Source organism: Sphingomonas sp. Y38-1Y, from assembly GCF_032391395.1.
Lineage (GTDB): Bacteria > Pseudomonadota > Alphaproteobacteria > Sphingomonadales > Sphingomonadaceae > Sphingomonas.
Genome location: NZ_CP135916.1, coordinates 3426263 through 3452734 on the forward strand (window position 1 = coordinate 3426263; position 26472 = coordinate 3452734).

Below are 26472 nucleotides of genomic sequence, written 5' to 3' on the forward strand. Positions count from 1 at the left end.
CGCCGCGATGTGCGCCCCTCAAACCCCGCTCACCGCCACGCGCCCGCGCCGCGCCAGCATCAGCTCGGTCAAGGCCCAGACGCACGCGTCCGCCCGGTCGGGCGAGCGGCCCGGCCCCTCATATCCGCCGCCCGCCACCAGCCCGCACAGCTCGTCCTCCAGCGCCGGGAACGCGCCGACGTGGCGAACCCGCCCCTGCTCGTACAAAGCCGCCACCGGTTCCGCCCGCGCCGCCTTGCCCCGCGTCGCGTGGACCCCGCGCACCGGCAACGTCGCCTCGACCGCGCGCAGCACGCTCGCCACCATCGCGCCGCCCTGGTTCACTTCCGCCACCACCCGCTCCGCCGAGTGCCTCGAAGCGCACGCCACCACCGCGCGCGCCCAGCCCTCGGGCGAGGCACCCGCGACGCTCGCATCCTCGATCACATAGCCGCGCCCGTCCGCGCCCAGCCCCGCCGCGACGATCCCGCACGCATCGCCTTCCGTACCCGCCGGCGGATCCACCCCCACGACCACGCGCACCAACTCAGGCGTCGCCCGCGCCCGGCACCCCTCGATCAGGGCCCGCGTCCACAGCGCCCCCGCGACATCCTCGACCAGTTCGCCGTCCAGCTCCTGCCGCCCCAGCCGCGTGCCGCCATAATCGGCGACCATCGCCGCGACGAAGCTGCCCGGCAGATGCGGGTTGTCCCGCGTCCGCCCCAAGGTCTGCACCAGCCCGTCCAGCCGCATCACCCGGCGCATCAGCGCGGTCGGCCGCGGCGTCGTCGTCACCAGCATCCGCGGCGCCTCGCCCAGCCGGAGCCCCAGCCGCAGATTGTCCCACGCCGCCGCGCCCGCCCGCGCCCGCCATTTGCCCAGCTCGTCCGCCCAGGCGAAATGGTGTTCCGGCCCGCGCAGCCCCTCGGGCGAGGCCGCCGAATAGACATGAGCCGTCGCCTTGTTGGCGAACCGCAGCACCCCGTTCTTGAACGTCGTCCCCGCCCGCTCGCCCGCATGCGCGACGGCGAGCAGCCCGCTCGGCCCCTCGATCATCACGCGCCGCACTTCCTCGATCGAGCCGCCGACCAGCGCGATCCGGCACCCCTGGTTGGCCCGCGCCACCGCGCTCACCCATTCGGCCCCCGCCCGCGTCTTGCCGAACCCGCGCCCGGCGCGGATCAGCCAGATCGCCCAGTCGCCCGGCGGCGCCAGCTGCCCGTCATGCGCCCAGGCCTCCCACGCCTCGTCGAGCACGTCGAGCTCGCGCTCCTTGAGGATGTCGAATACCAGCCGCCGGTCGTCGGCATCCAGCGCGCTCAGTTCGGCATAGAGATCGCGGCCCTCTGCCCGCCGCGTCACCGCTTGCGCCGCTTGGCAAGCATGTCCAGCTTGTGGGCGATCTTCGCCTCGACCGTTGCGCGAGTCGGGGCGGGACCCTGCACGCCGCCAGCGACCCGCCCGCCGCGCCTGTCCTGCCGATCGAGCAGCCACATCGCCAGCTTCACGTCCATTTCGACCTGCCCGTCGTTGATCGTCGCCGGCGGCGGCGCATGGACGTCTCCATCCAGCTCGCCGGTCAGGGTCAGTCCGACCGCTAGTCCGTCGATCGCGATTGCGTTGGCGCCCCCGCGCGCCCGCTCGATCAACGCCTGTTCGATCGTCTCATATCCCAGTGCCATCGCCTCGGCCCAGAGCGCGGCGAATGTCTTGTCCCGTGCGCGAAGCCGGTAGGCACCTCCCGGGTCGATGCCCAGGCTGCGCGCCGCCAGCCGCACATTGGCCGACGCGGCGAGCACGCCAAGAAAGGCCTCGCGCCGCTTTGCCGTCCAGCCTCGCTCGGCACGCCGAACTTGCGGCGGCCTGCACGGGCCGCCGGTGATGAATTCATCCGCCATGTCAAAAGGCCCCCGCCCCAACGAAAACGGGCCGGAAAGCGTCCCCGCCCCGGCCCGATTCGCAATTCTCCAGCGTGGCTGCATGTGCCACAACAGCGTCACGCTGTCAAGCAAAATGTGCCATATGGGTTATACCCGCCGCGGTATTGTTTCCGAGAACGAGAAGTTGCTTGCCGTGCAAAGGCATATAAGGAAAAAGAATTTTGCTGAATACTGCAAGGGGGCGATCGAATGGCGGCAGATGAGATTATCGATCAAGAGCGGGAATCCGGGAATCTGGTTATTCCACTTGCAAAGATGCCGATAGCGGCTTTCCAAGCGATTTATCATCAGATCACGCGTCGCACAGATACGCTGCAGAAAGTCTACAAGACACAAGTCTCATTGAGTGCAAACTCTATTCAAGATCTTCATCATCTTATATTTCAGACTGTTTCCCAATATTCTATAAAGGGACAGAGTTCGAAAGCTAATCTGAGCCTTGACAATGGAGAAACCATAGAGTTTTCGGACGTTGAGAAATTTCTAGTATCAAACAACAGGGTTCTTTCTGCTCGGTCTACCAATCTGGTGTTGAGCTACGACTTCCTGATCGTTCGCCCAGTTGAGATTAATGATGCAGACAATATTGCCCAAAGACTGAAAATTAGCGTTACTGTCGAATCAAGGTCTTACAAGAAGACCCTCGAAATATATGACGAGGATTTTATCTATATTGGAAGTACTTTTGGACCGTCTGTGAAAGTTGTTCGACCAAATTGCCGAAGTTCAATAGAGTACTCTGACATATCGATTGCAAGAAGCGTGCAATCCGTTCTAGACGAATGGGTTAGACGAATGACGATTGTAGATGACGAAGCGTTAGATGAAAAAGCTGTGACAATCTGCACAAAAGCAGTTAACTATTCTATACCGATCACCGCTGTTGCTATGCTTGTAGCAAGCATATTCCTCGAGGTAAAACAATATAACAATTTAATTACTCCTATCCGCTATATACTAATCGTAGCTTCTTTGACAATTGGGATTGCAATAATAGCCGCAATCGCCGCAGATCGGATCAACACTCTATTTCGCGTGTTGCAGCCGGCGGGCCGATTAGACCTGACTGATGGTGACGCAAAATCGATAAAGGAGCTATCAAAGTCGCGGCGAAAAGCAAAAACCTCAATTAGCTTAGTAGTTGTAGGTGTCGTTTTAAGCTTTATAATAGGACTACTCGTAAATTATGTTTCAACGATAGTATTGCCCAACAATCCTTGACGATACTAAGATTGCTCCGATATCTGTTCAAGTTGTGATCGTCGCGCCTAAAAGCCCCCTCACCGCACCAGATACAACCCCGTCTGCCGCCCATTCAGCCACCGAACGTGGCGCCCGTCAAAGAACGCGTCCTCCTCCTGCCGGAACTCGACTACCTGCCCGCCCCATTCGGGCACCGGCACCTTGGCCATCAGCTCGATCGACCAGCACGTGTTCGCCCGCACCGGCCCCGCCCCCCGCGGGTCCGCCGCCTGATTGTCCCAGAAACCGATCGCACTCCCCGCCGCGTGCCCGTGAAAGCCGACCGGGTGCGAATAGATGCTGGGGGTAATGCCCGCCGCGATCGCCGCGGCGCGGGCGCGCGCCAGGATCGCGTTGCCGCTGTCGCCCGCGCGGAACGATGCCATCGTGATGTCCTGCAACCGGTTGGCCGCGGCAAGGCCGGCGCGCAGCCCCGCCGGCGCCGCCCGCTCGCCCGGCTTCAGGACATAGGCAAGGTGCTGCGTATCGGTCGCCAGCCGCTCCGACACGATCCCGAAATCGACCCAGAGCAGATCGCCCGGCCGGATCACGGTATCGCCCTCCAGCATCCCCCTGGCCCCCTGTCGCTGGATCCCGACGGAGGGCTGGAACCACGTTTCCAGCTTCAGCCCCGCGATCCGCTCGCGATACCACCAGACCAGGTCCGCGCTGGTCGTGCGGCCGGGCACGATCGCCTTGTTGGAGAACCCCTCGGCGATGATCGCCTGCGCCATGCCGACGATCCGCGGATAGGCGGCAAGCTCGGCCGCCGACCGGCTCTCCAGCCAGCGGATCGCCAGGGTATCGTCGCGCACCACCCGCGCGCGATCGGCAGGCGCCAGCGCTTCGTTGAGCTCGTCCCACGCGGACAAGGTCATCCCGTCGGCATAGGCGGAGGCTCGCGAGCTGTTGACCGCGATCCGCTTCGGCGCCCGCGCGCGCACGATCGCGGCCAGCGCCTTCCACTGGTCGGGCTGCTTGGCCGGGTCCCAGGCAGGCTCGAACAACCCGCCCATCCCATACCGGCTGACCGTCAGCCGCTCGACCGGCCTGCCCCGACCCGGGTCGTAAAAGACGAGAATAGTCCTGCGCCGCGCCGAAAACGCCTCCGAGTCCAGCATCGTCGCGACGACCGGCTCCTCAAAATTCTCCCGCGCGACCAGCACCCACATATCCATGCCACGCTCGCGCATGATCGCTGGGATCACCGTCTCCAGCCGCTCCTTCAGCGAGGCATCGATCGTCCGCGCCTGTTCGCGGAGAGTCGGCATCGCGGGGACTTGAGGCCGCGCATCCTCCCCCAGTTGCCCCGCGTTGGGCGCCGCCACCATCATCGCCAAAGCCGCCGCCAATGCCATCAATCGTTCCCCTTTGCCGCCAGCTTCGCAAGCCGCGCGGCGATTGCCAAGCCGCTCGGCGGGCCCCATGCTTCGCGCCGGAACAGGGGAAAAAGCGTTTGGCCGACATCGTCTTCTATCTCGCGCGCGCCGACAACGGCGTGATCGGCGCCGACGGGCGCCTGCCCTGGCACCTCCCCGCCGACCTGAAGCGTTTCAAGGCGATGACGATGGGCAAGCCCCTCGTGATGGGCCGCAAGACCTTTGAGAGCTTTCCCGGCCCCCTCCCCGGCCGCCGCCACATCGTCCTCACGCGTGACACTAGCTGGCAGGCAGCCGGCGCAGAGGTCGCCGCCGCCCCCGATGCCGCCCTGACCCTCGCCGGTGACGCACCCGAGATCGCGGTGATCGGCGGCGCCGAAATCTTCGCCCTCTACCGCTCCCAAGCCACCCGCATCGAACTCACCGAGGTCCACGCCGAGCCGGAGGGCGACGCGACCGTGCCCCCCTTCACCGACTGGCGAGAGATCGCACGCGAAGACCACCCCACCCACAGCTTCGTGACGCTTGTCCGATGAAGCGCGCCGCCCTCGTCATCGCCGCCCTCGTCGCCCTGGCCGCCACCAGCTCTCTTCTTGCAATTTCTGGGCCCCGGCATCGCTCAGAGAGCGATCGATGAACCGGATCGCCTCAATTCTGCCCCGCCGTCACCCCCGCCAACAAAACCCTCTTACGACAAGCTTCGACGATCGCAGACCTCCACGCAGATTCGCTGTTGTGGAAACGCGACATCTCAAAGCCTTCCGACCAGGGCCAGGTCGACGTCCCCCGCCTCCTCGCCGGCAACGTCGCGATCCAGGTCTTCTCGTCCGTCACCAAGACGCCCGCGGGCCAGAACTACGACGCCAACGGCGCCGACACCGACCAGATCCGCTGGCTCGCCATCGGCCAGCTCCAGCCGGTCAAGACCTGGACCTCGCTCCTCGAACGCTCGCTCTGGCACGCGACCAAGCTCGAACGGGCCGAGGCACGCTCCAAAGGCGCGCTGCGCATCATCAACGACCCGGGCGAGCTCGACGCCCTCCTCGCCGACCGCGCCCGCGGCCAAAAGGTCGTCGGCGCGATCCTCTCGGTCGAGGGCCTCCAGAACCTGGAGGGCAAGCTCGCCAACCTCGATCGCCTGTACGCTGCCGGCTTCCGCATGGCCGGCCTCGCCCATTTCTTTGACAACGAAGTCGCCGGATCGATGCACGGCCTCAAGAAGGGTGGCCTCACCCCACTCGGTCGCCAGGTCGTGCGCCGGATGGAGGCGCTCGGCATGATCGTCGACGTCGCGCATGCCAGCCACCAATCGGTCGCCGAAACGCTCGCCATGGCCCGCCGCCCCGTCGTCTCCAGCCATGGCGGCGTCCAGGCGACGTGCCGCGTCAACCGCAACCTCACCGACGACGAGATCCGCGGCATCGCGCGGACCGGCGGGGTGATCGGCATCGGCTATTGGGACGCTGCCGTCTGCTCGACCGCGCCAAACGCGATTGTCGACGCCATCGACCATGTCCGCCGCGTCGCTGGCATCGACCATGTCGGCCTCGGCTCAGACTTCGACGGCAGCGTGACGACGGGGTTCGACACCTCGCGCCTCGCCGTCATCACTCAGACGCTGCGCGAGCGCGGCTATTCGGACGCCGACATCGCCAAGGTGATGGGCGGCAACACGGTCCGCCTGCTCCGCGCGGGGATGCGGCCCTTTGGTCCCCCTTCCCCGCCGCCGGCCCGATCCCTATAGGCGCGCCGATGGAGCGGCTGGACGGCGGCTCGCCGGTCCCTTCGCCCTTGCGCGGCGGGATCGTCGCGCTCGGCAATTTCGACGGCTTTCACCTCGGCCACCAGGCGGTGATCGGCCGGGCGATCGAGCGCGCGCATGGCGAGGGACGCCCGGCGATCGTCGCCACCTTCGACCCGCACCCGATGCGCTACTTCAGGCCCGACACGCCCGCCTTTCGCCTGACGACCCTCGACCAGCGCGCGGAGCTGTTCGCCGCCGCCAGCGCTGATGCGATGCTGATCTTCCCGTTCGACGCAGTGCTCGCCGGCATGACCGCCGACGCGTTCGCCCGCCACCTCGCCGGCTCGATCGGTGCAGGCGGCGTGGTCACCGGCACCGACTTCACCTTCGGCAAGGGGCGCGAGGGTGACGTGGCGATGCTCGCCGCGCTCGGCCGCGACCACGGCTTCGGCGTCGATACCGTCGCCCCCGTGACGCTGGACGGCGAACCCGTCTCCTCCAGCCGCATCCGCCGGCACCTGATCGCCGGCGAACCGCGCGAGGCAGCGCGCCTCCTCACCCGCCCCTTCGCGATCCGCGGCACGGTGGAGCACGGCGCCAAGCTCGGCCGCCAGCTCGGCTACCCCACCGCAAACCTCGATCTGGCGAGCTATCTGCGCCCCCGCTACGGCATCTACGCCGTCCGCGGCACGCTCCCCGACGGCACCGTCCTGATGGGCGCCGCCAATCTCGGCGTCCGCCCGACGATCGAGGGCGCGCCGGTCGAGCTCCTCGAGCCCTTTTTCTTCGACTTCTCCGGCGACCTCTATGGCCAGGTGATCGAGGTCGCGCTGATCGACTTCCTCCGCCCCGAAGCGAAGTTCGACGACCTCGACGCGCTCAAGGCTGAGATGGCCAAGGACGTCGCACGAGCCCGCGAGATCCTGACAAGCTGACCCCTTGTGCCCCGGCGAAGGCCGGGGCCCAGTTGGGAAGGCCGAAGTGGAAGCCGCCCAGGATACCGCAACTGGACCCCGGCCTCCGCCAGGGTACAAGCCCCCCTCGACCGTGCTCCCGCGCAGGCGGGAGCCCAGAGCCAAGCAGCGTAACGATCGTGGCCCTAGGCTCCCGCCTTTGCGGGAGCACGGCGCCACCCCCAACATCCCATTTGTCGCCCCGCTCGCCATTCGCTAAGGCCGCGCGCACCCATGACCGACACGCCCCCACCCGCCCGCGACTGGCGCGACACCGTCTTCCTTCCCAAGACCGACTTCCCGATGAAGGCGGGCCTTGCGCAAAAGGAGCCCGCGATCCTCGACCGCTGGGCGCGGATCGGCATCTACGACCGCCTGCGCGAGCAGCGCGAAGGGCGCGAGCGCTTCATCCTCCACGACGGCCCGCCCTACGCCAATGGCGACATCCATATGGGCCATGCGATGAACAAGGTGCTGAAGGACATCATCGTCCGCAGCCAGTCGCTGTTGGGCAAGGACGCGCCCTACGTCCCCGGCTGGGACTGCCACGGCCTGCCGATCGAGTGGAAGATCGAGGAAGCCTATCGCGCCAAGAAGAAGTCGAAGGACGAGGTCCCCGCGGCCGAGTTCCGCGCGGAATGCCGTGAATACGCCGCCAAATGGGTCGGCGTGCAGCGCGGGCAATTCGAGCGGCTCGGCATCATGGGCGATTGGGCGGACCCGTACCTCACGATGAACTATGCGAGCGAAGCGGCGATCGCCGGCGAGCTCCTCAAGTTCGCGATGTCCGGCCAGCTCTATCGCGGTGCCAAGCCCGTGATGTGGTCCCCCGTCGAAAAAACCGCTCTCGCCGAGGCCGAGGTCGAGTATGAAGACGTCACCTCGACCCAGATCGACGTCGCCTTCGAGATCGTCGAGGCCCCGAACGCCCCCGAACTGGTCGGCGCACACGCGGTCATCTGGACGACCACGCCGTGGACGATCCCGGTCAACCAGGCTTTGGCGTATGGGGAGGAGATCGAGTACACCGCTATTCGCGTTGCTGGTCGGGTGTTGCTGTTCGCAAGTGACCTGATTGTTGACTCGCTAGCTCGCCAAGGCTCATCCAGTTCACCTTGGCTCTCTGAAGGTAGTGGTTGGACAGTCGTTTGGTCTGGCAAAGGCACCGCCCTCGCCGGCGCCGTCGCCCGCCACCCGATGCACCATCTCGGCGGCTTCTTTGCGAAGCCCCGCCCGTTCCTCGCCGGCGACTTCGTCACCACCGACGCGGGTACCGGCCTTGTCCACATGGCGCCCGATCACGGCGAGGACGACTTCGCTTTGTGCAAGGCGAACGGCATCGACCCCGTCTTCGCCGTCACCGACGACGGCAAGTACCGCGACGACTGGGCTTGGCTCGGCGGCCAGGGCAGCGTCATCAACCAGAAGTTCACCGGCCCGGACGGCCCGATCTGCACCGACCTGCGCGAAGCCGGCGCGCTCCTCTCGGCCGCGCCGTTCCAGCACAGCTACCCGCACAGCTGGCGGTCCAAGGCACGCGTGATCTTCCGCTGCACGCCGCAATGGTTCATCCCGATGGATCGTAGCGCGAATAGCGACCTGCCGGGGGCAGGTCGCAGCGCGGAGATCGGCGAGCAGAGCGAGCCGTGGGAGCCCAAAGAGCCCTCTCCCCTTCAGGGGAGAGGGTTGGGTGAGGGGGATGTCTCACAGAGCTCAGCGCTCGCGACTGCCCCTCTCCCCAACCCTCTCCCCGCAAGCGGGGAGAGGGAGCAGGCCTCCAACAACCCCACTCTCCGCGGCCTCGCGCTCGACGCGATCGAGCGCACGCGCTGGATCCCCGCCCGGTCGCAGAACCGCATCCGCTCGATGGTCGAGGGGCGCCCCGACTGGGTCATCAGCCGCCAGCGCGCCTGGGGCGTGCCGATCCCGCTCTACGTGAAGAGCAAGACCGGCGACTATCTCCGCGACCCGGCGGTCAACGCCCGCATCCTCGACGCCTTCACGGCCGGCGGCGCCGACGCCTGGTTCGCCGCCGACCATCAGGCGCTGCTCGGCACGAGCCATGACCTCGCCGATTACGAGGTCGTCTCCGACATCCTCGACGTCTGGTTCGACTCGGGCTCGACCCACGTCTTCACGGTTGAGGCGCGCTATGGCGAGGGCGTCCGCGCCGACCTCTATCTCGAAGGGTCGGACCAGCATCGCGGCTGGTTCCAGTCGTCGCTATTGGAAAGCTGCGGCACCCGCGGCCGCGCGCCCTATGACGCGGTCCTGACCCACGGCTTCGCGCTCGACGGCAATGGGCGAAAGATGTCGAAGAGCCTCGGCAACGTCGTCGATCCCCTGAAGATCATCGGCGAGAGCGGGGCCGACATTCTCCGCCTCTGGGTCGCGCAGACCGACTATTTCGAGGATGTGCGCATCGGCAAGGAAGTGCTGGCGGGCACCGGCGATACCTATCGCAAGCTGCGCAACACGTTCCGCTACCTGCTCGGCGCACTCGACGGCTTCACCGATGCCGAGCGGGTCGAGGTCGCTGACATGCCCGCGCTCGAGCGCTACGTGCTGTCGGAACTCGGCCGCCTCGACCGCGAGCTGCGCGCCGCCGCCGAGGCGTTCGAGTTTAATCGCTACACCCGCGCGCTTGCGGACTTCGCCAACGACGACCTGTCCGCCTTCTTCTTCGATATCCGCAAGGATTCGCTCTACTGCGACGCCGCGGACAGCGTGAAGCGCCGGTCGTACCGCACCGTCCTCGACGTGCTGTTCCACGCGCTCGTCCGCTACGCCGCGCCCGTCCTCGCCTTCACGGCCGAAGAAGTCTGGCAGGCGCGCTATCCGTCGGAGGACGGCTCGGTCCATTTCCTCGAATGGCCCGAACTGCCCGCGCTGCCCGGCGACATGCCGATGGGCACCGAATGGGCGGACCTGCGCCGCCTTCGCGAGGCGGTGACAGAGGCAATCGAGCCCTATCGCCGCGAAAAGACCGTGCGCTCCAGCCTCGAGGCCGAGGTGACGCTTCCCGAGCTGCCTTTGCCCGCCGACGACCTTGCCGAGCTGTTCATCACCTCGACCGTCCACCAGGGCGGCGACGGCATCGCGATTGCCCGCAGCGAGCATCACAAGTGCGGTCGCTGCTGGCGCCTGCTGCCCGAGGTTGCCGAGGACGGCGCGCTGTGCCACCGCTGCGAAGAGGTGACGGCGTGAACGGCAGGAACATGGCTTGGGGCTGGCGGATCGCGGGACTGGTGTTCCTCGTCGACCAGCTCACCAAATGGCTGGTGACCGGCCCGCTCGGCGTCGACAGGATCGGCGCGGTCAAGCCGCTGATCCCGATCTTTGACCTGCGCTTCGTCCCCAATGTCGGCGTGTCGCTGGGGCTCCTGCCTGCCGATTCGACGTGGATGCGCTGGGCGCTCGTTCTGCTGACGGGCGTGATCGCGCTCGGCGTCGCGATCTGGATGCGGCGAGAGGCCAACCCGCGGGACAAGGCGGCGCTGGCGCTCGTCCTGGGCGGTGCGCTGGGCAACATCCTCGATCGCATCCGCTTCGGTTACGTCGTCGACTTCGCCGATCTGCATTTCGGCGAGTGGCGGCCATTTCTCGTCTTCAACGTGGCCGATGCCGCGATTACCATTGGCGTCGTCATCCTCTTGCTCCGCGCGCTGTTCGTGCGTGAGGGCAAGCCGGGCGGCGCCGCCCCCGTGGAGAAACCCAATGCGTAAGATGTTCGCGCTCGGCCTCGTGGCCCTTTCCCTCGCCGGCTGCGGCAAGAGCGGCCTCGACCGCAACCGCCCCGACGAATTCGCCACCGCCCGTCAGGCCCCGCTGGTGATCCCGCCCGACTTCGCGCTGGTCCCGCCCCAGCCCGGCGCGCCGCGCCCGCAGGATGTCGGCCCCGCCAGCCAGGCCGCCGACGCGCTGTTCGGCGGCACCGCGCCGCGCAGCGCCGGTGAGACCGCGGCGATCCGTGCCGCGGGTGGCACCGCCGCCGATCCGGGCGTCCGCTCGGCCGTGGGCGATCCTTCGACCAACGTCGTCGACAAGGGCAGCACGACTCGTGACATCGTCGCCGCGCCGCAGGGTGATGGTCAGGACGCGCGCGCCGTTGCCGGTGCCGCCGCGCCTGCCCCTGCTCAGACGCCGCCGCCGCAGAACTGATCGACGCTCATGAAAAAAGGGCCGCGCCTCGATGGAGGCGCGGCCCTTTTTCTGTGCCTTCAGCCGATCAGAATGCCGCGGTCAGCGACACCACCACCGCACCATCGGCAATCGGATCGGTCCCGCCCTTCGAGAAGTTGGGCAGCAGATACGCGCCGTCCGACCTGCTGATGTCGGTATCGACATAGGACACGCCGAGCGTCAGGTTCTTGTAGGTGAAGTCCGCGCCCAGCGTCCAATCCCAATAGGTTCCGGTCGGCGCCACGCTGGTGCCGTTCGGCCCCAGGCCCGGATTGCCGTCCGAATAACCGATATGCGCACGCAGGCTCACCGGCGTGTTCGGGATCGCCGCGACCGCATCGCCCGACAGGTAGAGGTTGTCCTCCTTGTCGCCCGGATCGTTGGGAATGCCCGCCGCCGCATCCGCGCCGGTGAAGTACCAGCGACCCAGCGCCTCCTGTTGCGGCGCATAGAACACGCCCGCGGTCAGCGTGACCGGACCAGTGGTGCCCGACAGCTTGATATAGGGCTCGGCAAAGTCGGTGATGTCCGCACCGCCCGGATACATGTACCAGGTGACGCCGACGTCCAGCGTGCCGCCGCCGCCGATCGGCGTCTTGAACCCGCCGATCAGGTCGAGCTCCATGTTGGCACCGCCGAACGTGCCCCAGCCGGCCAGGTTCGAGCCCCAGGTGCCGACATAGAAGCCGCTTTCATGCGCGATGGTGATGCCGCCCTGGATCGCCATTTCCTTGTCGGTCTGGGAGACCCCGCGGAAGCGATAGTCGGAGGCGAGCGAAACGCTGCCGCTGACGGTTATCGGCTCGGGCGGAGCCGTTTCCTCCTGCGCGAGGGCAGGGGTAGCACAAACGAGAAACAGGGCCGAAAGCCCGAGATTAGAGAACCGCATCGTTGGCCCTTTCGATAAGAGGCGATGGTTCTCTCCTGCTGTCGGGATGCCGCGTCTTTTGTGCTGGAAGCACGCGCAGTCGTTCACCGACCCGGCTTGTGTGCCGGATCATGTCGCAGCGCACAAGAAGCTAGACTTTCGAGTCTATCCGATGAGCGGAGCCCTGTGGCTACCGTGCCACAAAGGTTGCAGAGGTTACCGCTCAGGCGAGCGCGATGATCGCATCGATCTCCACCACCGCACCCAGCGGCAGCACCGCGACGCCGACGGCGCTGCGCGCGTGGCGGCCGGCGTCGCCCATCACTTCGCCCAGCAGCTCGGACGCGCCATTGGCGACCTTGGCCTGGTCGGTGAAGGCGGGGGCGGAGTTCACGAACACGCCCAGCTTCACGATCCGCTCGATCTTCGACAGGTCGCCGCCCAGCGCCGCCTTGGCCTGTGCCAGCACCATCAGCGCACAGCGCTTGGCCGCTTCCTGCGCATAGTCGAGCTCGCGATCCTCCCCGACACGGCCCTTCATCAGCCCGCCCGCCTCGTCGAAGGGCAGCTGACCCGACAGGTGCAGCAGCCCACCATGGATCACCGCGGGGACATAGGCGGCGACGGGCGCCGCCGCGTCGGGAAGCGAGAGGCCCATGTCGGCCAGGCGGGTTTCGATGCGCGTGCTCATGCCATCGCTCTGCCCGTGGCCGCTCCGGCGGGCAAGCCCGAAGCGAAGCGCGCCTCGATCCAGTCCGCCGCCTCTCGCCAGTCGTCGATCCGGACGTGCGCATCGGGTGCCGGCGGCACCATCGGGGCGAGCTCGGGCTCGGACACCATGTGCAGCCGGTGGACGCCCGGCGCTGCCTCGGCTACGCTGGCATGATGCACCGCCAGGTCGTCGACGAACACCGTCACCGGCGATCCATGCTCCTCGACCAGCCGCGCCACCGCCGCACCCTTGCCGCCCTGGTTGCACTCGACGCGGTGCGCGATGCCATGCGTCGCAAGCTGATCGACACGATGCGTCTGGCAGTGATCCTCCAGATTGGTCAGGATCACGATTTCGGCGGTCTTCGCCAGCCGCGCCAACGCCTCGGCGGCATGGGGCACGATCGTCTGCCGCGCCATCTCGCCCGGGAAGAAGCCGCCGAGCAGCGCCCACATCTCCTCGCGCGAGGGCGCGCTGCCATCGGCGCGGCGCATCGCGTTGGCGAAGTCCTGCGTGAAGGTGAACTCGATCTCGTGCCGCTCGCCCAGCCAGGTCCGGAAGTGCCGCACCATGTGCAGCAGCACCTCGTCGCAGTCGCAGATCAGCAGCGGCTTCATTCGGCTTCCAATGTCATTCGAGCCCGCACCAGCAGCGCGGGGTCGACGCCCAGCGCATCGGCGCAGGCGATCAGGTCGGGCTCGTGCGCCTCGATAAACTGCAGCACCGCCGCCAGCACCACGGGCTCGGCAGCGCGAGCGCGCAACTCGCCGCCCTCCAGCCCCGTCGTCGCCAGCAGCCGGTCGGCACGCGCGCCGTCGCTCACCGCCCAGCCGAGCGCCGCCAGCGCAAGCGCCTGAGCGTCCGGTTCGGGGTTTGTCTCGCGGATCGGCATGGCATAGGGCTTTGCGCGGATGGACGACGAAGCCGCCTTGCCCCGCCCGGTGCTGGTTGTCGAGGACAACGAGCTAAACCTCAAGCTGTTCTGCGACTTGCTTCGCGCACACGGCTTCGCGCCGACCCCGGTGCGCGACGGGCGCGAAGCGGTCGCGCGCGCCCGCGAAACCTCGCCGGTGCTGATCGTCACCGACATCCAGCTGCCGCACGTCACCGGGCTGGAGCTCATCCAGCGCTTCCGCGCCGATCCGCGGCTGCGCGACGTCCCGATCATGGCCGTCACCGCCTATGCGGGGCACGACGACGAGGCGCGCATCCGCGCCGCCGGCGCCACTGCCTATGTCTCCAAGCCTATCTCGGTGATGCGCTTCATCGAGGAGGTGCGCGGGCTGCTCGCCTGATCGCGCTCGATCGCCGTCAGGCGGTGCGCAAGCTCCTCGATCCGCTCGCCCAGCCGGGCGATCGCCCGCGCCCGGTCCTCCCGCGCCAGCGCCTCGCCGAACGCCTCCGCCATCGGCGTCGACAGCTCGCTCAGCAGCGCGCGCACGCCGCCCGGCAGCGGCGACCCGTCCGGCCGCGCTCCGAGTGCAAGGACCGCCTCGCCGCCGACCACCTCGACGTCCGGTCCGCCCTGCATCTCGCCGCGCTCGGCGGCCAAGGACGAGCGCCCGTCCCGCAAGATCATCAGCGTACCGCCCGTCGCCGCAGCGCCATCGGTCGCCGCTGCCACCACCGCTTCGGCAAGCTGCGCGACGCTGGATCGCCCCGCCATCGCGGAAAGCAGATCGGGCAAAGTCCGCAGCCGCTCCAGCCGCGGCTCCAGCCGTTTCTCCGTCCAGCGCTCGACCCGCGACTGCACCGGCGGGAACAGGATCGCGATGAGCGCGGTCGAGATCGCGGCGATGACGCCCGGATCGAAATCGGGATCGAGCTGCGACACGCCGATCTTGGCCAGTTCCTGCGCGCCGGCCCAAACGCCGCCCAGCGTCAGCGTGACGATGCCGACCATGCTCGACCGCCCGATCGCGCGATCCGCGTCCCACAACCGGAACCGCAGCAGCGACACCAGCACCCCCGCCGGCAGGATCAGGAAGGCGAGGCTGAAGATCGCCAGCGCCGCCCACCCGACCCACGCACCCGCCGGGCCGCCCGGGCGCAGGACCGCCAACAGCATCGCGATGCTCTGGACGACGAAGGCACCCGCAAAGCCGAGCCCCGCCCATTTGAGCTGCTGCCGCTCGATCCCCGGCGGCGTCCGGCGAAAGCGCAGCACCGGGATCGACGCCGCCACCAACGCCGCGACCATCGTGATTCCGGCCACTAGCTCCAGTGGCAGCAGGTTGATCGCGATCATCACGAACAGCAGCGGCGCCGCGAGCGCCAGCCAGAACCCCGCACGTGGCACGAAGCGCCCGTCGGGAAATGCCGGCAACACGACGAGCAACAACGCAAAGAAACCCGCCGTCGTCAGGTCGGTGACGCTCCCCCACCCCAGCCAGTCGCCCACCACCGCCGTCAGCGGCAGCGCCATCGATCCCAGCACGAACGCAAAGGCGAGCAGCACCGACACCGGGTCCTCCGGCCGCCGCTCGATCAGCATCAGCCCGCCCGCGATCAGCCCCAACGCGGCGATGAACTCGAACGCATAGAAGCCGACGAACTGCCAGACGAGATGGTTCGGCCCCTGCTCCAGCCGCGAGGCGAGCGCCTGGCTGCGCATGACCGCGACGCTGCGGCGCGCACCGTCCTCGGTTTCGATCGTCAGGACAACGCGGCCATCCGGCCCGCGCATCGCCGCCGCCGCGCCCTCGATGCCCATCGCCGGCGTGATCGCCCGTCCGTCGATCGCGACCAGCCGGGCTTCATCGGGCAGCCCGGCCGCGCTCGCCTCGTCGGCGATCGGCTCGACGAGGATGCCGCCATCGCCCTCGACACCCAGCCGTACGCCGACTGCATCGGTGGCGGGAACGATCCGCGTCTGCTCGATCCAGCCACGCCACAGCCCGGTCACCGAGACGATCAGCGCCAGCACCGCCAGCGCGCGCCAGGCAAAGCCGATCGCCCGAGCCGCCCGCGACCCGATCGCCGGCAGCGCCCGCACAAAACCCGTTGATTGCCCGCCTTCAGCCATCACCCCCGTCTCCCCGGGGGCACGCTATCAGGCGGCGGCGCGCATCTCCAGCCGGCCCCAGATCTCGACCAGCGCCTCGGTCAGCTCGCGCATCATCGCCTCGTCATGCGACGGGCCGGGGGTGAAGCGCAGCCGCTCGGTCCCGCGCGGCACCGTCGGATAATTGATCGGCTGCACATAGACGCCATATTCGGCGAGCAGGATGTCGCTGATCCGCTTGGCGCGGACCGGATCGCCGACCATCAGCGGCACGATGTGCGTCGTCGACGGCATTACCGGCAGACCCGCCTCGGCGAACATCGCCTTCAGCCGCGCCGCCGCCGCCTGCTGCCCCTCGCGCTCGGCGCTGGAGCCCTTCAGGTGCCGCACGCTCGCCAGCACGCCCGCGACCAGCACGGGCGACAGACTGGTGGTGAAGATGAAGCCCGGCGCATAGCTCCGGATCACGTCGACGATCGTCTGGTCGGCGGCGATATAGCCGCCCATGACGCCGAACGCCTTGCCCAGCGTCCCCTCGATGATCGTCAGCCGGTGCGCCGCCTCGTCCCGCTCGGAAATGCCGCCGCCGCGCGCGCCGTACATGCCGACCGCATGGACCTCGTCCAGATAGGTGAGCGCGTTGTACTTGTCGGCCAGGTCACAGATCGCATGGATCGGCGCGACATCGCCATCCATCGAATAGACACTCTCGAACGCGATCAGCTTGGGCACCGACGCATCCTCGGCGGCCAGCAGTTCCTCAAGATGCGCCAGATCGTTGTGCCGGAACACGCGCTTCTCGCAGCCCGAATTGCGGATGCCCGCGATCATCGAGGCGTGGTTGAGCTCGTCGGAAAAGACGATGCACCCGGGCAACACCTTTCCCAGCGTCGACAACGTCGCCTCGTTCGAGACATAGCCGGAGGTGAAGAGGAGCGCCGCTTCTTTGCCGTGCAGATCGGCGAGCTCGCTCTCCAGATCGACATGGTAATGCGTGTTGCCGCCGATGTTGCGCGTGCCGCCCGATCCTGCGCCGACGTCGTGCAGCGCTGCTTCCATCGCCGCGATCACCTTGGGATGCTGGCCCATCGCGAGGTAATCGTTCGAGCACCAGACGGTGATCGGCTTCGGCCCGTTATGCCCGGCAAAGCAGCGCGCGTTGGGAAAGGCACCCTTGTTGCGCAGAATGTCGATGAACACCCGATATCGACCTTCGGCGTGGAGCCTGTCGATGGCTTGGGAGAACACACGGCCATAGTCGACCGCAGGGGGCTGCTTACACGCCTCGATCATGGGCCGCGCCATAATGACATTTCGGCGTCGATGCCAGCGCGAACGGCTCGCATATTCGGCCGCAAACCTGCGATTTTGATCGTTCCGGCGGACCAGCACGGCATTTGGCCGAGAACTTGCTCTGGATCATGTCGGCGGATCGATCAATCTGATAGAGAAATCCCATCGTCGACGCCGAGTCACGTGCCGAGCATGTCGACGACTGAGAGACCCACCGCGCTCCCGCTTGGACGAGGAGCCATGTCATGGAACCGCAAGACCGCAACTATTTCCTGAGTCGCGCTTCTCAGGAGCAGGCGTTTGCCGAACGCTGCGAGGATGTAACCGCACGCCGCGTGCATCAGGAACTCGCCGACCGTTATCGCACGCTGGCCGATCAGGCGCCGATGATGGCCGCCCCGCCTCGCGCCGCCTGACCGGAACGAAAAAGGCCGCGCTTCCACCCGGAAGCGCGGCCTTTCATGCTTAAGTCGGGACGGCCTCAGCCGTCGTAGTCGCCGCCCGCATTCTGGTTACGCGGCGGCGCGGCGGCGGTCAGGCGCAGCGCCTCGGCCGACGCCGACAGCGAACCGATCTCGTCCGGCGCTTCCTCGTCGTCGATCTGGACGCGCTGCAGGCTTGACACCAGCGCCTCGTGCATCGCGTCGGGACGGACCGTCTCCTCGGCGATCTCGCGCAGCGCGACGACCGGGTTCTTGTCGCGATCGCGGTCCAGCGTCAGTTCGGCACCGCCCGAAATCTGGCGCGCACGCTGCGCGGCGAGCAGCACCAGGTCGAACCGGTTGGGGATCTTGTCGACGCAATCCTCGACGGTGACGCGCGCCATGAACGCTTCCTTCGCTTGAATACCGATGGGTTCGGGAAAGCGTGCCAGCTAGAGCGGCTGGCCGCCAAAGTCAAGATTTTGCGTGCCCACGTTGCGCCCTGCCCCGCCGCGCGCCATGGGAAGTGCCATGGCCGAACCGCCCGAACAGCCGCTTTTTCAGGTCGCGGACAACGCGATCCGGCTGCTCGACACGGGACCGCGGCGCATGTCGGCGCTGCTCGACCTGATCGCCTCCGCGCAAGCGCGGCTGCGCGTTCTCTACTACATCTACGAGGATGACGAGGCGGGCCGCGCGGTCGGTGCCGCGCTGATCGCCGCTGCCGCCCGCGGCGTTCGCGTCACGCTGATCGTCGATGGCCTCGGCAGCGAGCCCGCCGCTCGCGCGCGCTTCTTCGACCCGCTGGAGTCTGCGGGGGTCGAGGTCTGCCGCTTCATCCCCCGCTTCGGTCGCAAATATCTGCTTCGCAATCACCAGAAGCTTGCGCTTGCCGACGAAGCGCGGATCATCATCGGCGGCTTCAACATCAAGGCCGATTATTTCGGCGTGCCGGGCGAGGACGGCGAAGCCTGGCGCGACCTGGGCCTCTGGATGGAAGGTCCCGCCGCCGCCCGCCTCGCCCCCTATTTCGACGCGCTCGCGCGGTGGAGCCGCGACGAGAACGCCTCGGTCCGCGCGCTCGCCCGCGTGCTCCGCCGCTACAGCGAGCATGAGGGGGAGGTACGCTGGCTGCTCGGCGGTCCCACCCGCCATCTGTCTCCCTGGGCGCGAGCGATCCGCCGCGAGATGAAGGTGGCGGCGCAGGGCGGCGAGCGCATCGACCTGATCGCCGCCTATTTCGCACCCGGCCCCTCGATGCTCCGCCGGCTGAAGCGTGCCGCGCGCCGCGGCACCGTCAACGTCGTGCTGCCTGCCATCACCGACAACTATATGGCGATCTGGGCGTCGCGCTTCACCTATGCGGGGCTGCTGCGCCGCGGCGTGCGGGTGTGGGAATATCAGGCGACCAAACTCCATACCAAGCTGGTCGCGGTGGACGGCGCGGTTCATGTCGGATCGGCCAATTTCGACATCCGCAGCCTGTTTCTCAACCTGGAGCTCATGCTCCGGATCGAGGACCCTGCCTTCTCCGCCCATGTCCGCGGCTATGTCGATGGCGAGATCGCCAACTCACGCCGCATCACGCGCGAGGATCATCGCGCCGCGATGACCCCCTGGACGCGCCTCAAGCAAGCCGTCGCCTATGCAGTGATGGCGGTGCTCGACCCGCAGATCAGCCGCCGGCTGATCGCCTGGGGCGAGCGCGACCGCCCGCCTCAGCGCTCGGACAAGTAGTAGCGGTCGGTCGCCGTCAGCGCGTCGTCCAGTTCATAGACGATCGGCTGCCCCGTCGGAATCTCCAGGCTCGCGATATCGTCGTCCGAGATGCCCGACAGATGCTTGACCAGCGCGCGCAGCGAATTGCCGTGCGCCGACACCAGCACGCGCTTGCCCGCCTTCAGTTCGGGCGCGATCCGCGCCTCCCAATAGGGAAGCACGCGCGCGATCGTGTCCTTCAGGCTCTCCGTCTGCGGAATGGCGATCCCGGCATAGCGGCGGTCGGCCGACAGGTCCCATGCCGATCCCGCCTCGGGCAGCGGCGGCGGGATGTCGAAGCTGCGGCGCCAGATCTTGACCTGATCGTCGCCATGCTTGGCCGCGGTCTCCGCCTTGTCGAGCCCGGTCAGCCCGCCATAATGCCGCTCGTTCAGCCGCCAGTCCTTCTCGACCGGCAGCCACAGCCGTCCCATCGCCTCCAGCGCCAGGTTGAGCGTCTTGATCGCCCGCGTCTGAAAGCTCGTGAAGCACTGGTCGAAGTCTAGGCCCTTGGCCGCCAGCGCTTCGCCCGCGGCCCAGGCTTCGCGCGTTCCCTGCTCGGTCAGGTCGACGTCCCACCAGCCGGTGAAGCGGTTCTCGAGATTCCAGGCCGACTGGCCATGGCGAATGAGGACGAGTGTCGGCATAGCTGCTCTCCCGGAAGGTCGCCGCCGTCCATAACGGCTGCGGCGCGGCTGGCAACGGAAGGACGAGCGATGGCGATCGAGCGGCGTACCCTGGTCTATGATGGTCCCGGCGGTCCCTTCGAGGGGGTGGTCGCCTTCGACTCGGATGCGGAGGGCCCACGCCCCGGCGTGCTGATCGTCCCGAACGTCCTGGGACAGAAGGAAGCCGACAACCGCGTCGCCGAACGGCTCGCCGGACTCGGCTATGTCGCGCTCGCCGGCGACGTGTTCGGCCAGGGCAAGCGGACGACGCGCGACTCGGCCGATCCCGCGCTCTACATGAACCAGCTCAATGCCGACCGCGCGCTGCTCCGCGATCGCCTCCACGCCAGCGTCGCCGCGCTGAAGGCCCTGCCCGAGGTCGACGACGCGCGCACCGCCGCGATCGGTTACTGCTTCGGCGGCAAGTGCGTGCTCGACCTCGCCCGCTCGGACGCCGACCTTTTGGCAGTTGTGTCGTTCCACGGCATCTTCGACCGCCCGGACTATGCCACCGTCACGCCGATCACCCCGCGCGTCCTCGTCTGCCACGGCTGGGCCGATCCGCTCGCCCCGCCCGATACCGTCACCGCGCTGGCCGCCGAGCTGACCGAAGCGGACGCACGCTGGCAGCTCCACGCCTACGGCCATGCCGGCCACGGCTTCACCGACGAGTCGATGAAGGCATCGTCCCGTCCCGGGTTCGGCTACGACGCCGACGCCGCGACCTCGAGCTGGGCGGCCATGGAGCGCCTGTTCGCCGAGGTGTTCGCATGAGCGAACGCGCGGTTCGCAGCGCCTTCCTCGCGCAACAGGGCTTTTGCGACGCGATGGATGCGCCGCTGACCGGCCGCGTCAGCGGCGCGTTGGCCGAGGCGCTCGACGACACGACCGAGACCGGCCGCCGCGTGCTCGCCTGGCCGGGCGAGGCGATCGAGGATGCGCTGCCGCTCCGCCTCGTCGGCGGCCTTCGCGCGCTGGCGCTCCGCGGCGACGCACCCGAGCTGGCGGCGCTGTTCGCGGGCGAGGGCGATGCCGTCCCCGTCCTCGCCGCGGCGCTTCGCGACCACGATGCGGCGCTGCTCCCCTGGCTCGACGGCCCGCCCCAGACCAACGAACCCGGCCGCTCGGCCGCGCTGATGCTCGGCCTCATCCACGCCGCGCGCACCTTCGGCCAGCCGCTCGACCTTCTCGAGATCGGGTCGAGCGCGGGCCTCAACCTCCTCATCGATCGCTACGCTTTCGACCTTGGCGGCTTGCGGATCGGCCCCGACGGCTCGCCCGTCACGCTGACGCCCGAGTGGCGCGGCCCGCCGCCCGAGCCCGTCGCCATCGACATCGCATCGGTCCGCGGTGTCGACATCGCCCCGCTCGACCTCACCGTCCCGGCCGATGCCGATCGGCTGCGCGCCTATGTCTGGGCCGACCATCCCGACCGCTTCGCCCGCCTCGACGCCGCAATCGCGATGTTCGCCGCCGATCCCCCGCGCCTCGACCAGGGCGACGCCGCCGACTGGGTCGAGGCACGGCTCGCCGAGCCCCAGCCCGCCGGCCACACCCGCGTGCTGATGCACTCGGTCGTCTGGCAATATCTCGGCGCCGATCGCCAGGCCCGCATCCGGGCCGCCCTCGACCGCGCAGGCGCTGCCGCCACCCCCGACCGCCCGCTCGCCTGGGTCCGGCTGGAGCCCAATCGCGATCTCGCCCGGCACGAGGTTCGCGCGACGCTCTGGCCCGGCGACGCGGAAACGCTGCTCGCGCGCAGCCACCCGCACGGCCGCTGGATCGAGCCGATCACGATCGGTAGCGCTTGACGTCGGCAACACACCCCGGCACGTCCGACGCATGGCCCGCCGCACCCGCGCATCGACCCGCCCCAAGCGCCCCGAGTGGCAGGAAACGCTGATCTTCCTCGTCAAGCTGGTGGCGATCGTCTTCGTCGTGCGCAGCTTCCTGATCTCGCCCTTCGTCATCCCCTCGGGCTCGATGCTGCCGCGCACGCTGATCGGCGACTATCTGTTCGTCACCAAGTGGAACTACGGCTATTCGCGCCACTCGCTGCCGTTCAGCCTGCCGCTGATCCCCGGGCGCCTGTTCCCCTCCACCCCCGCGCGCGGCGACGTCGTCGTGTTCAAGGCGCCGCCGGGGAACAACGAGGACTGGATCAAGCGCGTCATCGGCCTGCCCGGCGACACCGTCCAGATGCGCGGCGGCACGCTCTTCCTCAATGGCAAGGCGGTGCCCAAGCAGCGCGTCGCCGACTTCGTCCTGCCGCTCAGCCCCAACAGCCCCTGCGACCCCTATTTCCGCGACGATGGCCCCGATGGCACCCCCGTCTGCCGCTATCCGCAGTTCGAGGAAACGCTGCCCGGCGGCGTCCGCTATCGCATCCTCGATCAGGGGTTCAGCGTCGGCGACGACACCGGCATCTACCGCGTGCCCGCTGGCCACGTGTTCATGATGGGCGACAATCGCGACGATTCGAAGGACAGCCGCTTCCCCGACTCGATCGGCTACGTCCCGCTCGAAAATCTGGAGGGCAAGGCGGTGGTCAATTTCTGGTCGACCGACGGCAGCGCCTCCTGGCTGCTCCCCTGGACCTGGCCCGGCGCGACCCGCTGGAACCGCATCGGCGAGCTCTACTAAGGCGATGGCTGCGCTCGACGACTGGCTGGACGCAACCTTCGGCGGCGTCGCCGCGCCCGAACGCTTCGCCCGCGCGCTGACGCATGGCAGCCAGGCGGCGGACAATTACGAGCGGCTCGAATTCCTCGGCGACCGCGTCCTCGGCCTCACCATCGCCGAATGGCTCTACTCGCGCTACCCGGCCGAGCCCGAGGGCAAGCTGTCGCGCCGGCTCAACGCGCTCGTCACCGGACCCGTCTGCGCCGACGTCGCGCGCTCGCTCGGCATCCGCGATCAGCTCCGCCTCGGCAAGCAGGCGCGCGACGACGGCGCCGCCGACAGCGACAATGTCCTTGGCGACGTGATGGAGGCGCTGATCGGCGCGCTGTTCCTCGAGCGCGGCTTCGACCGCACCGCCGCTTTCGTTCGGGAGGCATGGGGCGACCGCATCGACGCCCAGGGCGCCGCCCCGCGTCACCCCAAGTCCGCGCTTCAGGAATGGGCCGCCGCCAACCAGCGCCGCGCCCCCGAATACGCCATCGTCGACCGCTCCGGCCCCCATCACGCGCCGCGCTTCAAGGTGTCGGTCAGCCTCGGAAACTATGCGAGCGCCGAGGGCGAAGGCGCGTCGAAGCAGGAGGCGGAGACGGCCGCCGCGACGGCGCTGCTGAAGGTGGTGGAGAAGCGATAAGCTCTACCTGCCGCGTCCCGGGCACGTCCTTCGACAAGCTCATGACGAACGGATTAAGCTGATCCACTCAACCCGTTCGTGCTGAGCCTGTCGAAGCACGTGCCCCAGACGCCGCGCCTCAGGCCGAAAGCGCCGCCACCCCGGGCAGATCCTTTCCCTCCATCCACTCCAGGAACGCGCCGCCCGCGGTCGAGACGAAGGTCATCTCGTCCGCCACGCCCGCCTGGTTGAGCGCCGCGACGGTATCCCCGCCGCCCGCCACCGACACCAGCGATCCCTCGCGGGTCAACGCCGCGGCGGTGCGCGCCAGCGACATCGTCGCGGTGTCGAACGGCGGCGTCTCGAACGCGCCCAGCGGCCCGTTCCACACGAGCGTGCGGCACGTCTTGAGCACATCGCCCAGCGCCTCGGTCGCGGCCGGACCGACATCCAGAATCATCTCGTCGCTCGCCACCTCATGCACGTTGCACGTGCGCAGCGACGGCGGATTGGCCGCGAACTCCTTCGACACGACGACGTCGTACGGCAGGTGGATGGTGCAGCCCGCCTTCTCCGCCGCGTCGAAGATCGCGTCGGCGGTGGGGACCAGGTCGTGCTCGGCCAGGCTCTTGCCGACATCGACGCCGCGCGCCGCCAGGAACGTATTGGCCATGCCGCCGCCGATGATGAGGTGATCGACGCGGCCGACCAGATGCTTGAGCACGTCGAGCTTGGTCGACACCTTGGCGCCGCCGACGACCGCCGCGACCGGATGCTCCGGCGCCCCCAGCGCCTTGTCCAGCGCGTCGAGCTCGGCCTCCATCTGCCGGCCCGCAAACGCCGGCAGCTTGTGCGCCAGTCCCTCGGTCGAGGCATGCGCACGGTGCGCCGCGGAGAAGGCATCGTTGACGTAGAGCTCGCCCAGCGCCGCGATCATGTCGACCACACCGCCGTCGTTCGTCTCCTCGCCAGCATGGAAGCGCGTGTTTTCCAGGAGCGCGACGTCGCCAGGCTGGAGCATCGTCACCGCTTCCGGCGCCGAATCCCAGTCGATGAACCGCACTTCGCGGCCCAGCACGTGCGACAGCGGCTGCGTCACCAGCGACAGCGACATCGTCGGATCGGACTTGCCCTTGGGCCGACCGAAATGCGCCAGGATCAGCACGACCGCGCCCTTGTCCGACAGCTCGCTGACCGTCGGCACCGCCGCGCGCAGCCGCGTGTCGTCGCCGACCTTGCCGTCCGCCATCGGCACGTTGAGGTCCTCGCGCACCAGCACGCGCTTGCCCGTGAGGTCGCCCATGTCGTCGAGCGTCTTGAAGCTGCGTGGCATACCCGTCTCTCCCAAAACCGTTCGTCCTGAGTAGCCGCTGAGCGAAGTCGAAGCGGCGTATCGAAGGATGCTTCGATACGGGTCTTCGTCAGGCTCAGCCCCTACTCAGCACGAACGGGAAGTTCCAAAACCTCGATCGCATCGCCGACCGCGATGTCGCCGCCCTCGATCACCTTGGCCAGCGCGCCGCCGCGCCAGTCGGGCGTCAGCGCCGCCTTCAGCCCCTCGGCGATCTCTTCCATGCGGCTGCACGGGTCGCATTCCTGCGTGATCTCGAGCAGCACGGTACCGATGCGCAGCCGCGCACCCGGCACCTGCGGCAGGTCGATCCCGTCGACCAGCAGATTGGCGCGCCGGTGCCACCATTCGAGGCTGTGGCCCGTCGCCGCCATCGCGACCGCCCAGTCCTTCGCCTCGATCAGCGACACCTGTCGCCGTCCCCGGCCGCCCGGCTTCACCGCGCCGCGAAAGTCGCCGGTCAGGCCGCCGGCGACGCTCACCTCGACATGGTCGATCACCTCGATCGGCCCGCGCGGAAACGCATGCCGGGCGATCCCGGCAAGGCGGCCGGTCATGCGCCCTCCCGTTCGTGTCGAGCGAAGTCGAGACACGTTATCGAGCGAAGCGAGATCACCTCGACTTCGCCCGGCAGGCGTTCTCGACTGCGCTCGAACCGAACGGCATCCCTCAGATCAGCCGAGCTTGGCCATCGCCGCGGCCGTGTCGACCATGCGGTTCGAGAAACCCCACTCATTGTCGTACCAGCTGACCACGCGGACCAGCTTGCCGTCGATCACCGCGGTCTCCAGGCTGTCGACCGTCGAGCTGAACGGCGTGTGGACGATGTCGATCGACACCAAAGGCTCGTCGGTAAAGGCGAGCACGCCCTTCAGCGGACCTTCTTCCGACGCCGCCTTCAGGATCGCGTTGACCTCTTCCTTGGTCGTGTCGCGCTTCGGCGTGAAGGTCAGGTCGATCAGCGAGCCGTCCGGCACCGGCACGCGCACCGACGAACCATCCAGCTTGCCCTTCAGTTCGGGCAGCACCTCGCCCACCGCGCGCGCCGCGCCCGTCGTCGTCGGGATCATCGACATCGCCGCCGCCCGCGCCCGGCGCAGGTCGGGATGGATCTGGTCCAGGATCTTCTGGTCGTTGGTATAGGCGTGGATCGTCGTCATCAGCCCGCGCTCGATGCCGATCGCGTCGTTCAGCACCTTGGCGACGGGCGCCAGGCAGTTGGTCGTGCACGACGCGTTGGACACGATCGTGTGCCCCGCCTCCAGCTTGTCGTGGTTGACGCCGAACACGACGGTCAGGTCGACATTCTTGCCGGGGGCGGAGATCAGCACCTTCTTGGCGCCGGCCGCGATGTGCTTCTCGCACGCCGCGCGGTCGGTGAAGAAGCCGGTGCACTCCAGCACCAGCTCGACGCCGTTCTCGGCATGCGGCAGGTTGGCGGGATCGCGCTCGGCGGTCACCTTGATGCGCTTGCCGTCGACGATCAGGTCGTTGCCCTCGGCCGACACTTCGCCCGGATAGCGGCCATGCACCGAATCGCGGCTGAACAGCCAGGCGTTCGACTTGGCGTCGGCCAGGTCGTTGATCGTGACGAGCTCCAGCCCGCTGTCCGGCCGCTCGAGGATGGCGCGCGCGACGAGGCGGCCGATGCGCCCGAAGCCATTGATCGCAACCTTGGTCATGCG

The 26472-nt window shown here is 68.0% G+C and carries 28 protein-coding genes; 14 read left to right on the forward strand and 14 right to left on the reverse strand.

The window, feature by feature from the left end; genetic code table 11:
* Positions 1-18 precede the first annotated feature (18 nt).
* Both RS883_RS16255 and RS883_RS16260 read right to left on the reverse strand, forming a co-directional pair.
* On the reverse strand, positions 19-1341 hold the full coding sequence (locus tag RS883_RS16255; RefSeq protein WP_409977362.1) for a DNA-packaging protein: 1323 nt from the start codon (positions 1339-1341) through the stop codon (positions 19-21).
* Entirely contained in the window at positions 1338-1877 is a 540-nt protein-coding gene (locus RS883_RS16260; RefSeq protein WP_315761223.1) for a hypothetical protein, read from the reverse strand. Before RS883_RS16260 ends, RS883_RS16255 begins: the two co-directional genes overlap by 4 nt.
* A 231-nt stretch (positions 1878-2108) precedes the next feature.
* On the opposite strand from RS883_RS16260, the gene RS883_RS16265 reads away from it, so the two are divergent.
* Positions 2109-3140, forward strand: coding sequence for a hypothetical protein (locus RS883_RS16265; protein ID WP_315761224.1), 1032 nt, complete (start codon positions 2109-2111; stop codon positions 3138-3140).
* Between the two features lie 59 nt (positions 3141-3199).
* On the opposite strand, the gene RS883_RS16270 is transcribed toward RS883_RS16265, so the two are convergent.
* Complete coding sequence (locus RS883_RS16270; protein ID WP_315761225.1) at positions 3200-4519, reverse strand: M24 family metallopeptidase; 1320 nt, start codon at positions 4517-4519, stop codon at positions 3200-3202.
* Positions 4520-4617: 98 nt separating this feature from the next.
* Between RS883_RS16270 and RS883_RS16275 the strand changes: the two genes are divergently transcribed.
* From RS883_RS16275 to RS883_RS16300, 6 genes are all read left to right on the forward strand, one after another.
* Complete coding sequence (locus RS883_RS16275) at positions 4618-5076, forward strand: dihydrofolate reductase (RefSeq protein ID WP_315761226.1); 459 nt, start codon at positions 4618-4620, stop codon at positions 5074-5076.
* A gap of 197 nt (positions 5077-5273) precedes the next feature.
* On the forward strand, positions 5274-6284 hold the full coding sequence (locus RS883_RS16280) for a dipeptidase (RefSeq protein ID WP_315761227.1): 1011 nt from the start codon (positions 5274-5276) through the stop codon (positions 6282-6284).
* A gap of 8 nt (positions 6285-6292) precedes the next feature.
* The gene (locus tag RS883_RS16285) at positions 6293-7219 is read left to right on the forward strand and encodes a bifunctional riboflavin kinase/FAD synthetase (protein ID WP_315761228.1); all 927 of its coding nucleotides are present in this window, start codon (positions 6293-6295) and stop codon (positions 7217-7219) included.
* A 252-nt stretch (positions 7220-7471) separates the two neighbouring features.
* The gene (locus RS883_RS16290) at positions 7472-10444 is read left to right on the forward strand and encodes an isoleucine--tRNA ligase (RefSeq protein WP_315761229.1); all 2973 of its coding nucleotides are present in this window, start codon (positions 7472-7474) and stop codon (positions 10442-10444) included.
* Positions 10445-10455: 11 nt separating this feature from the next.
* Positions 10456-10962 carry a signal peptidase II gene (lspA, locus tag RS883_RS16295; protein ID WP_315765184.1) on the forward strand — a complete coding sequence of 169 codons (507 nt, stop codon included), beginning with the start codon at positions 10456-10458 and terminating at the stop codon, positions 10960-10962.
* On the forward strand, positions 10955-11398 hold the full coding sequence (locus RS883_RS16300) for a DUF3035 domain-containing protein (RefSeq protein ID WP_315761230.1): 444 nt from the start codon (positions 10955-10957) through the stop codon (positions 11396-11398). The genes lspA and RS883_RS16300 overlap by 8 nt, the downstream gene beginning before the upstream one ends.
* Before the next feature lie 67 nt (positions 11399-11465).
* Here RS883_RS16300 and RS883_RS16305 read toward each other — a convergent pair whose 3' ends face one another.
* The 4 genes from RS883_RS16305 to RS883_RS16320 form a co-directional block, all read right to left on the reverse strand.
* A complete protein-coding gene (locus RS883_RS16305) occupies positions 11466-12308 on the reverse strand; it encodes a TorF family putative porin (protein ID WP_315761231.1) in 843 nt (280 codons plus the stop codon).
* A gap of 202 nt (positions 12309-12510) precedes the next feature.
* Positions 12511-12978: a RidA family protein gene (locus RS883_RS16310; protein ID WP_315761232.1), complete on the reverse strand. Its 468-nt coding sequence runs from the start codon at positions 12976-12978 to the stop codon at positions 12511-12513.
* Entirely contained in the window at positions 12975-13616 is a 642-nt protein-coding gene (locus RS883_RS16315) for an HAD family hydrolase (protein WP_315761234.1), read from the reverse strand. Before RS883_RS16315 ends, RS883_RS16310 begins: the two co-directional genes overlap by 4 nt.
* Positions 13613-13891 carry a DUF3572 family protein gene (locus RS883_RS16320; protein ID WP_315761235.1) on the reverse strand — a complete coding sequence of 93 codons (279 nt, stop codon included), beginning with the start codon at positions 13889-13891 and terminating at the stop codon, positions 13613-13615. The genes RS883_RS16315 and RS883_RS16320 overlap by 4 nt, the downstream gene beginning before the upstream one ends.
* A gap of 37 nt (positions 13892-13928) precedes the next feature.
* Between RS883_RS16320 and RS883_RS16325 the strand changes: the two genes are divergently transcribed.
* The gene (locus tag RS883_RS16325) at positions 13929-14294 is read left to right on the forward strand and encodes a response regulator (protein WP_315765186.1); all 366 of its coding nucleotides are present in this window, start codon (positions 13929-13931) and stop codon (positions 14292-14294) included.
* On the opposite strand, the gene RS883_RS16330 is transcribed toward RS883_RS16325, so the two are convergent.
* Together RS883_RS16330 and hemA are read right to left on the reverse strand one after the other, a co-directional pair.
* On the reverse strand, positions 14231-16024 hold the full coding sequence (locus RS883_RS16330; RefSeq protein WP_315761236.1) for a hypothetical protein: 1794 nt from the start codon (positions 16022-16024) through the stop codon (positions 14231-14233). The two genes, RS883_RS16325 and RS883_RS16330, sit on opposite strands and share 64 nt — an antisense overlap.
* A gap of 27 nt (positions 16025-16051) precedes the next feature.
* Positions 16052-17308: a 5-aminolevulinate synthase gene (gene hemA / locus RS883_RS16335; RefSeq protein WP_315761237.1), complete on the reverse strand. Its 1257-nt coding sequence runs from the start codon at positions 17306-17308 to the stop codon at positions 16052-16054.
* Between the two features lie 233 nt (positions 17309-17541).
* Between hemA and RS883_RS16340 the strand changes: the two genes are divergently transcribed.
* Positions 17542-17712 (forward strand): hypothetical protein, encoded by a 171-nt coding sequence (locus RS883_RS16340; protein ID WP_315761238.1) that lies wholly within the window; start codon positions 17542-17544, stop codon positions 17710-17712.
* 65 nt (positions 17713-17777) lie between these two features.
* Here RS883_RS16340 and rpoZ read toward each other — a convergent pair whose 3' ends face one another.
* Positions 17778-18122 carry a DNA-directed RNA polymerase subunit omega gene (rpoZ, locus tag RS883_RS16345; RefSeq protein ID WP_096343321.1) on the reverse strand — a complete coding sequence of 115 codons (345 nt, stop codon included), beginning with the start codon at positions 18120-18122 and terminating at the stop codon, positions 17778-17780.
* Positions 18123-18249: 127 nt separating this feature from the next.
* On the opposite strand from rpoZ, the gene RS883_RS16350 reads away from it, so the two are divergent.
* A complete protein-coding gene (locus tag RS883_RS16350) occupies positions 18250-19455 on the forward strand; it encodes a phosphatidylserine/phosphatidylglycerophosphate/cardiolipin synthase family protein (protein WP_315761239.1) in 1206 nt (401 codons plus the stop codon).
* On the opposite strand, the gene gpmA is transcribed toward RS883_RS16350, so the two are convergent.
* On the reverse strand, positions 19437-20123 hold the full coding sequence (gene gpmA / locus RS883_RS16355) for a 2,3-diphosphoglycerate-dependent phosphoglycerate mutase (protein WP_315761240.1): 687 nt from the start codon (positions 20121-20123) through the stop codon (positions 19437-19439). The genes RS883_RS16350 and gpmA overlap by 19 nt on opposite strands.
* 69 nt (positions 20124-20192) lie before the next feature.
* Between gpmA and RS883_RS16360 the strand changes: the two genes are divergently transcribed.
* From RS883_RS16360 to rnc, 4 genes are read left to right on the forward strand one after another with little or no spacing between them, the layout of a single operon-like run.
* Positions 20193-20918, forward strand: coding sequence for a dienelactone hydrolase family protein (locus RS883_RS16360; RefSeq protein WP_315761241.1), 726 nt, complete (start codon positions 20193-20195; stop codon positions 20916-20918).
* On the forward strand, positions 20915-21955 hold the full coding sequence (locus RS883_RS16365; protein WP_315761242.1) for a DUF2332 domain-containing protein: 1041 nt from the start codon (positions 20915-20917) through the stop codon (positions 21953-21955). Before RS883_RS16360 ends, RS883_RS16365 begins: the two co-directional genes overlap by 4 nt.
* Positions 21956-21986: 31 nt before the next feature.
* Positions 21987-22787 (forward strand): signal peptidase I, encoded by an 801-nt coding sequence (lepB, locus tag RS883_RS16370; RefSeq protein ID WP_315761243.1) that lies wholly within the window; start codon positions 21987-21989, stop codon positions 22785-22787.
* Positions 22788-22791: 4 nt separating this feature from the next.
* Positions 22792-23457 carry a ribonuclease III gene (gene rnc / locus RS883_RS16375; RefSeq protein ID WP_315761244.1) on the forward strand — a complete coding sequence of 222 codons (666 nt, stop codon included), beginning with the start codon at positions 22792-22794 and terminating at the stop codon, positions 23455-23457.
* 118 nt (positions 23458-23575) lie between these two features.
* Here the strand turns inward: rnc and RS883_RS16380 are convergent, their stop codons facing one another.
* From RS883_RS16380 to gap, 3 genes are all read right to left on the reverse strand, one after another.
* Positions 23576-24769, reverse strand: a complete 1194-nt coding sequence (locus tag RS883_RS16380) for a phosphoglycerate kinase (protein ID WP_315761245.1) — start codon at positions 24767-24769, stop codon at positions 23576-23578.
* A 101-nt stretch (positions 24770-24870) separates the two neighbouring features.
* Positions 24871-25344: an MOSC domain-containing protein gene (locus RS883_RS16385; protein WP_315761246.1), complete on the reverse strand. Its 474-nt coding sequence runs from the start codon at positions 25342-25344 to the stop codon at positions 24871-24873.
* Positions 25345-25461: 117 nt separating this feature from the next.
* The gene (gap, locus tag RS883_RS16390) at positions 25462-26469 is read right to left on the reverse strand and encodes a type I glyceraldehyde-3-phosphate dehydrogenase (protein ID WP_315761247.1); all 1008 of its coding nucleotides are present in this window, start codon (positions 26467-26469) and stop codon (positions 25462-25464) included.
* Positions 26470-26472: the final 3 nt, after the last annotated feature.

Bases quoted from the DNA above. Each gene is read 5' to 3' on its own strand.
- hemA (WP_315761237.1), bottom strand. From the start codon at position 17,308: ATGGCGCGGCCCATGATCGAGGCGTGTAAGCAGCCCCCTGCGGTCGAC.
- RS883_RS16285 (WP_315761228.1), top strand. From the start codon at position 6,293: ATGGAGCGGCTGGACGGCGGCTCGCCGGTCCCTTCGCCCTTGCGCGGC.
- RS883_RS16380 (WP_315761245.1), bottom strand. From the start codon at position 24,769: ATGCCACGCAGCTTCAAGACGCTCGACGACATGGGCGACCTCACGGGC.
- RS883_RS16385 (WP_315761246.1), bottom strand. From the start codon at position 25,344: ATGACCGGCCGCCTTGCCGGGATCGCCCGGCATGCGTTTCCGCGCGGG.
- RS883_RS16360 (WP_315761241.1), top strand. From the start codon at position 20,193: ATGGCGATCGAGCGGCGTACCCTGGTCTATGATGGTCCCGGCGGTCCC.
- lspA (WP_315765184.1), top strand. From the start codon at position 10,456: ATGGCTTGGGGCTGGCGGATCGCGGGACTGGTGTTCCTCGTCGACCAG.
- RS883_RS16290 (WP_315761229.1), top strand. From the start codon at position 7,472: ATGACCGACACGCCCCCACCCGCCCGCGACTGGCGCGACACCGTCTTC.
- RS883_RS16330 (WP_315761236.1), bottom strand. From the start codon at position 16,024: ATGGCTGAAGGCGGGCAATCAACGGGTTTTGTGCGGGCGCTGCCGGCG.
- RS883_RS16365 (WP_315761242.1), top strand. From the start codon at position 20,915: ATGAGCGAACGCGCGGTTCGCAGCGCCTTCCTCGCGCAACAGGGCTTT.
- RS883_RS16340 (WP_315761238.1), top strand. From the start codon at position 17,542: ATGGAACCGCAAGACCGCAACTATTTCCTGAGTCGCGCTTCTCAGGAG.
- rpoZ (WP_096343321.1), bottom strand. From the start codon at position 18,122: ATGGCGCGCGTCACCGTCGAGGATTGCGTCGACAAGATCCCCAACCGG.
- gap (WP_315761247.1), bottom strand. From the start codon at position 26,469: ATGACCAAGGTTGCGATCAATGGCTTCGGGCGCATCGGCCGCCTCGTC.
- RS883_RS16310 (WP_315761232.1), bottom strand. From the start codon at position 12,978: ATGAGCACGCGCATCGAAACCCGCCTGGCCGACATGGGCCTCTCGCTT.
- gpmA (WP_315761240.1), bottom strand. From the start codon at position 20,123: ATGCCGACACTCGTCCTCATTCGCCATGGCCAGTCGGCCTGGAATCTC.
- RS883_RS16270 (WP_315761225.1), bottom strand. From the start codon at position 4,519: ATGGCATTGGCGGCGGCTTTGGCGATGATGGTGGCGGCGCCCAACGCG.
- RS883_RS16305 (WP_315761231.1), bottom strand. From the start codon at position 12,308: ATGCGGTTCTCTAATCTCGGGCTTTCGGCCCTGTTTCTCGTTTGTGCT.
- RS883_RS16315 (WP_315761234.1), bottom strand. From the start codon at position 13,616: ATGAAGCCGCTGCTGATCTGCGACTGCGACGAGGTGCTGCTGCACATG.
- RS883_RS16300 (WP_315761230.1), top strand. From the start codon at position 10,955: ATGCGTAAGATGTTCGCGCTCGGCCTCGTGGCCCTTTCCCTCGCCGGC.
- rnc (WP_315761244.1), top strand. From the start codon at position 22,792: ATGGCTGCGCTCGACGACTGGCTGGACGCAACCTTCGGCGGCGTCGCC.
- RS883_RS16260 (WP_315761223.1), bottom strand. From the start codon at position 1,877: ATGGCGGATGAATTCATCACCGGCGGCCCGTGCAGGCCGCCGCAAGTT.
- RS883_RS16320 (WP_315761235.1), bottom strand. From the start codon at position 13,891: ATGCCGATCCGCGAGACAAACCCCGAACCGGACGCTCAGGCGCTTGCG.
- lepB (WP_315761243.1), top strand. From the start codon at position 21,987: ATGGCCCGCCGCACCCGCGCATCGACCCGCCCCAAGCGCCCCGAGTGG.
- RS883_RS16350 (WP_315761239.1), top strand. From the start codon at position 18,250: ATGGCCGAACCGCCCGAACAGCCGCTTTTTCAGGTCGCGGACAACGCG.
- RS883_RS16265 (WP_315761224.1), top strand. From the start codon at position 2,109: ATGGCGGCAGATGAGATTATCGATCAAGAGCGGGAATCCGGGAATCTG.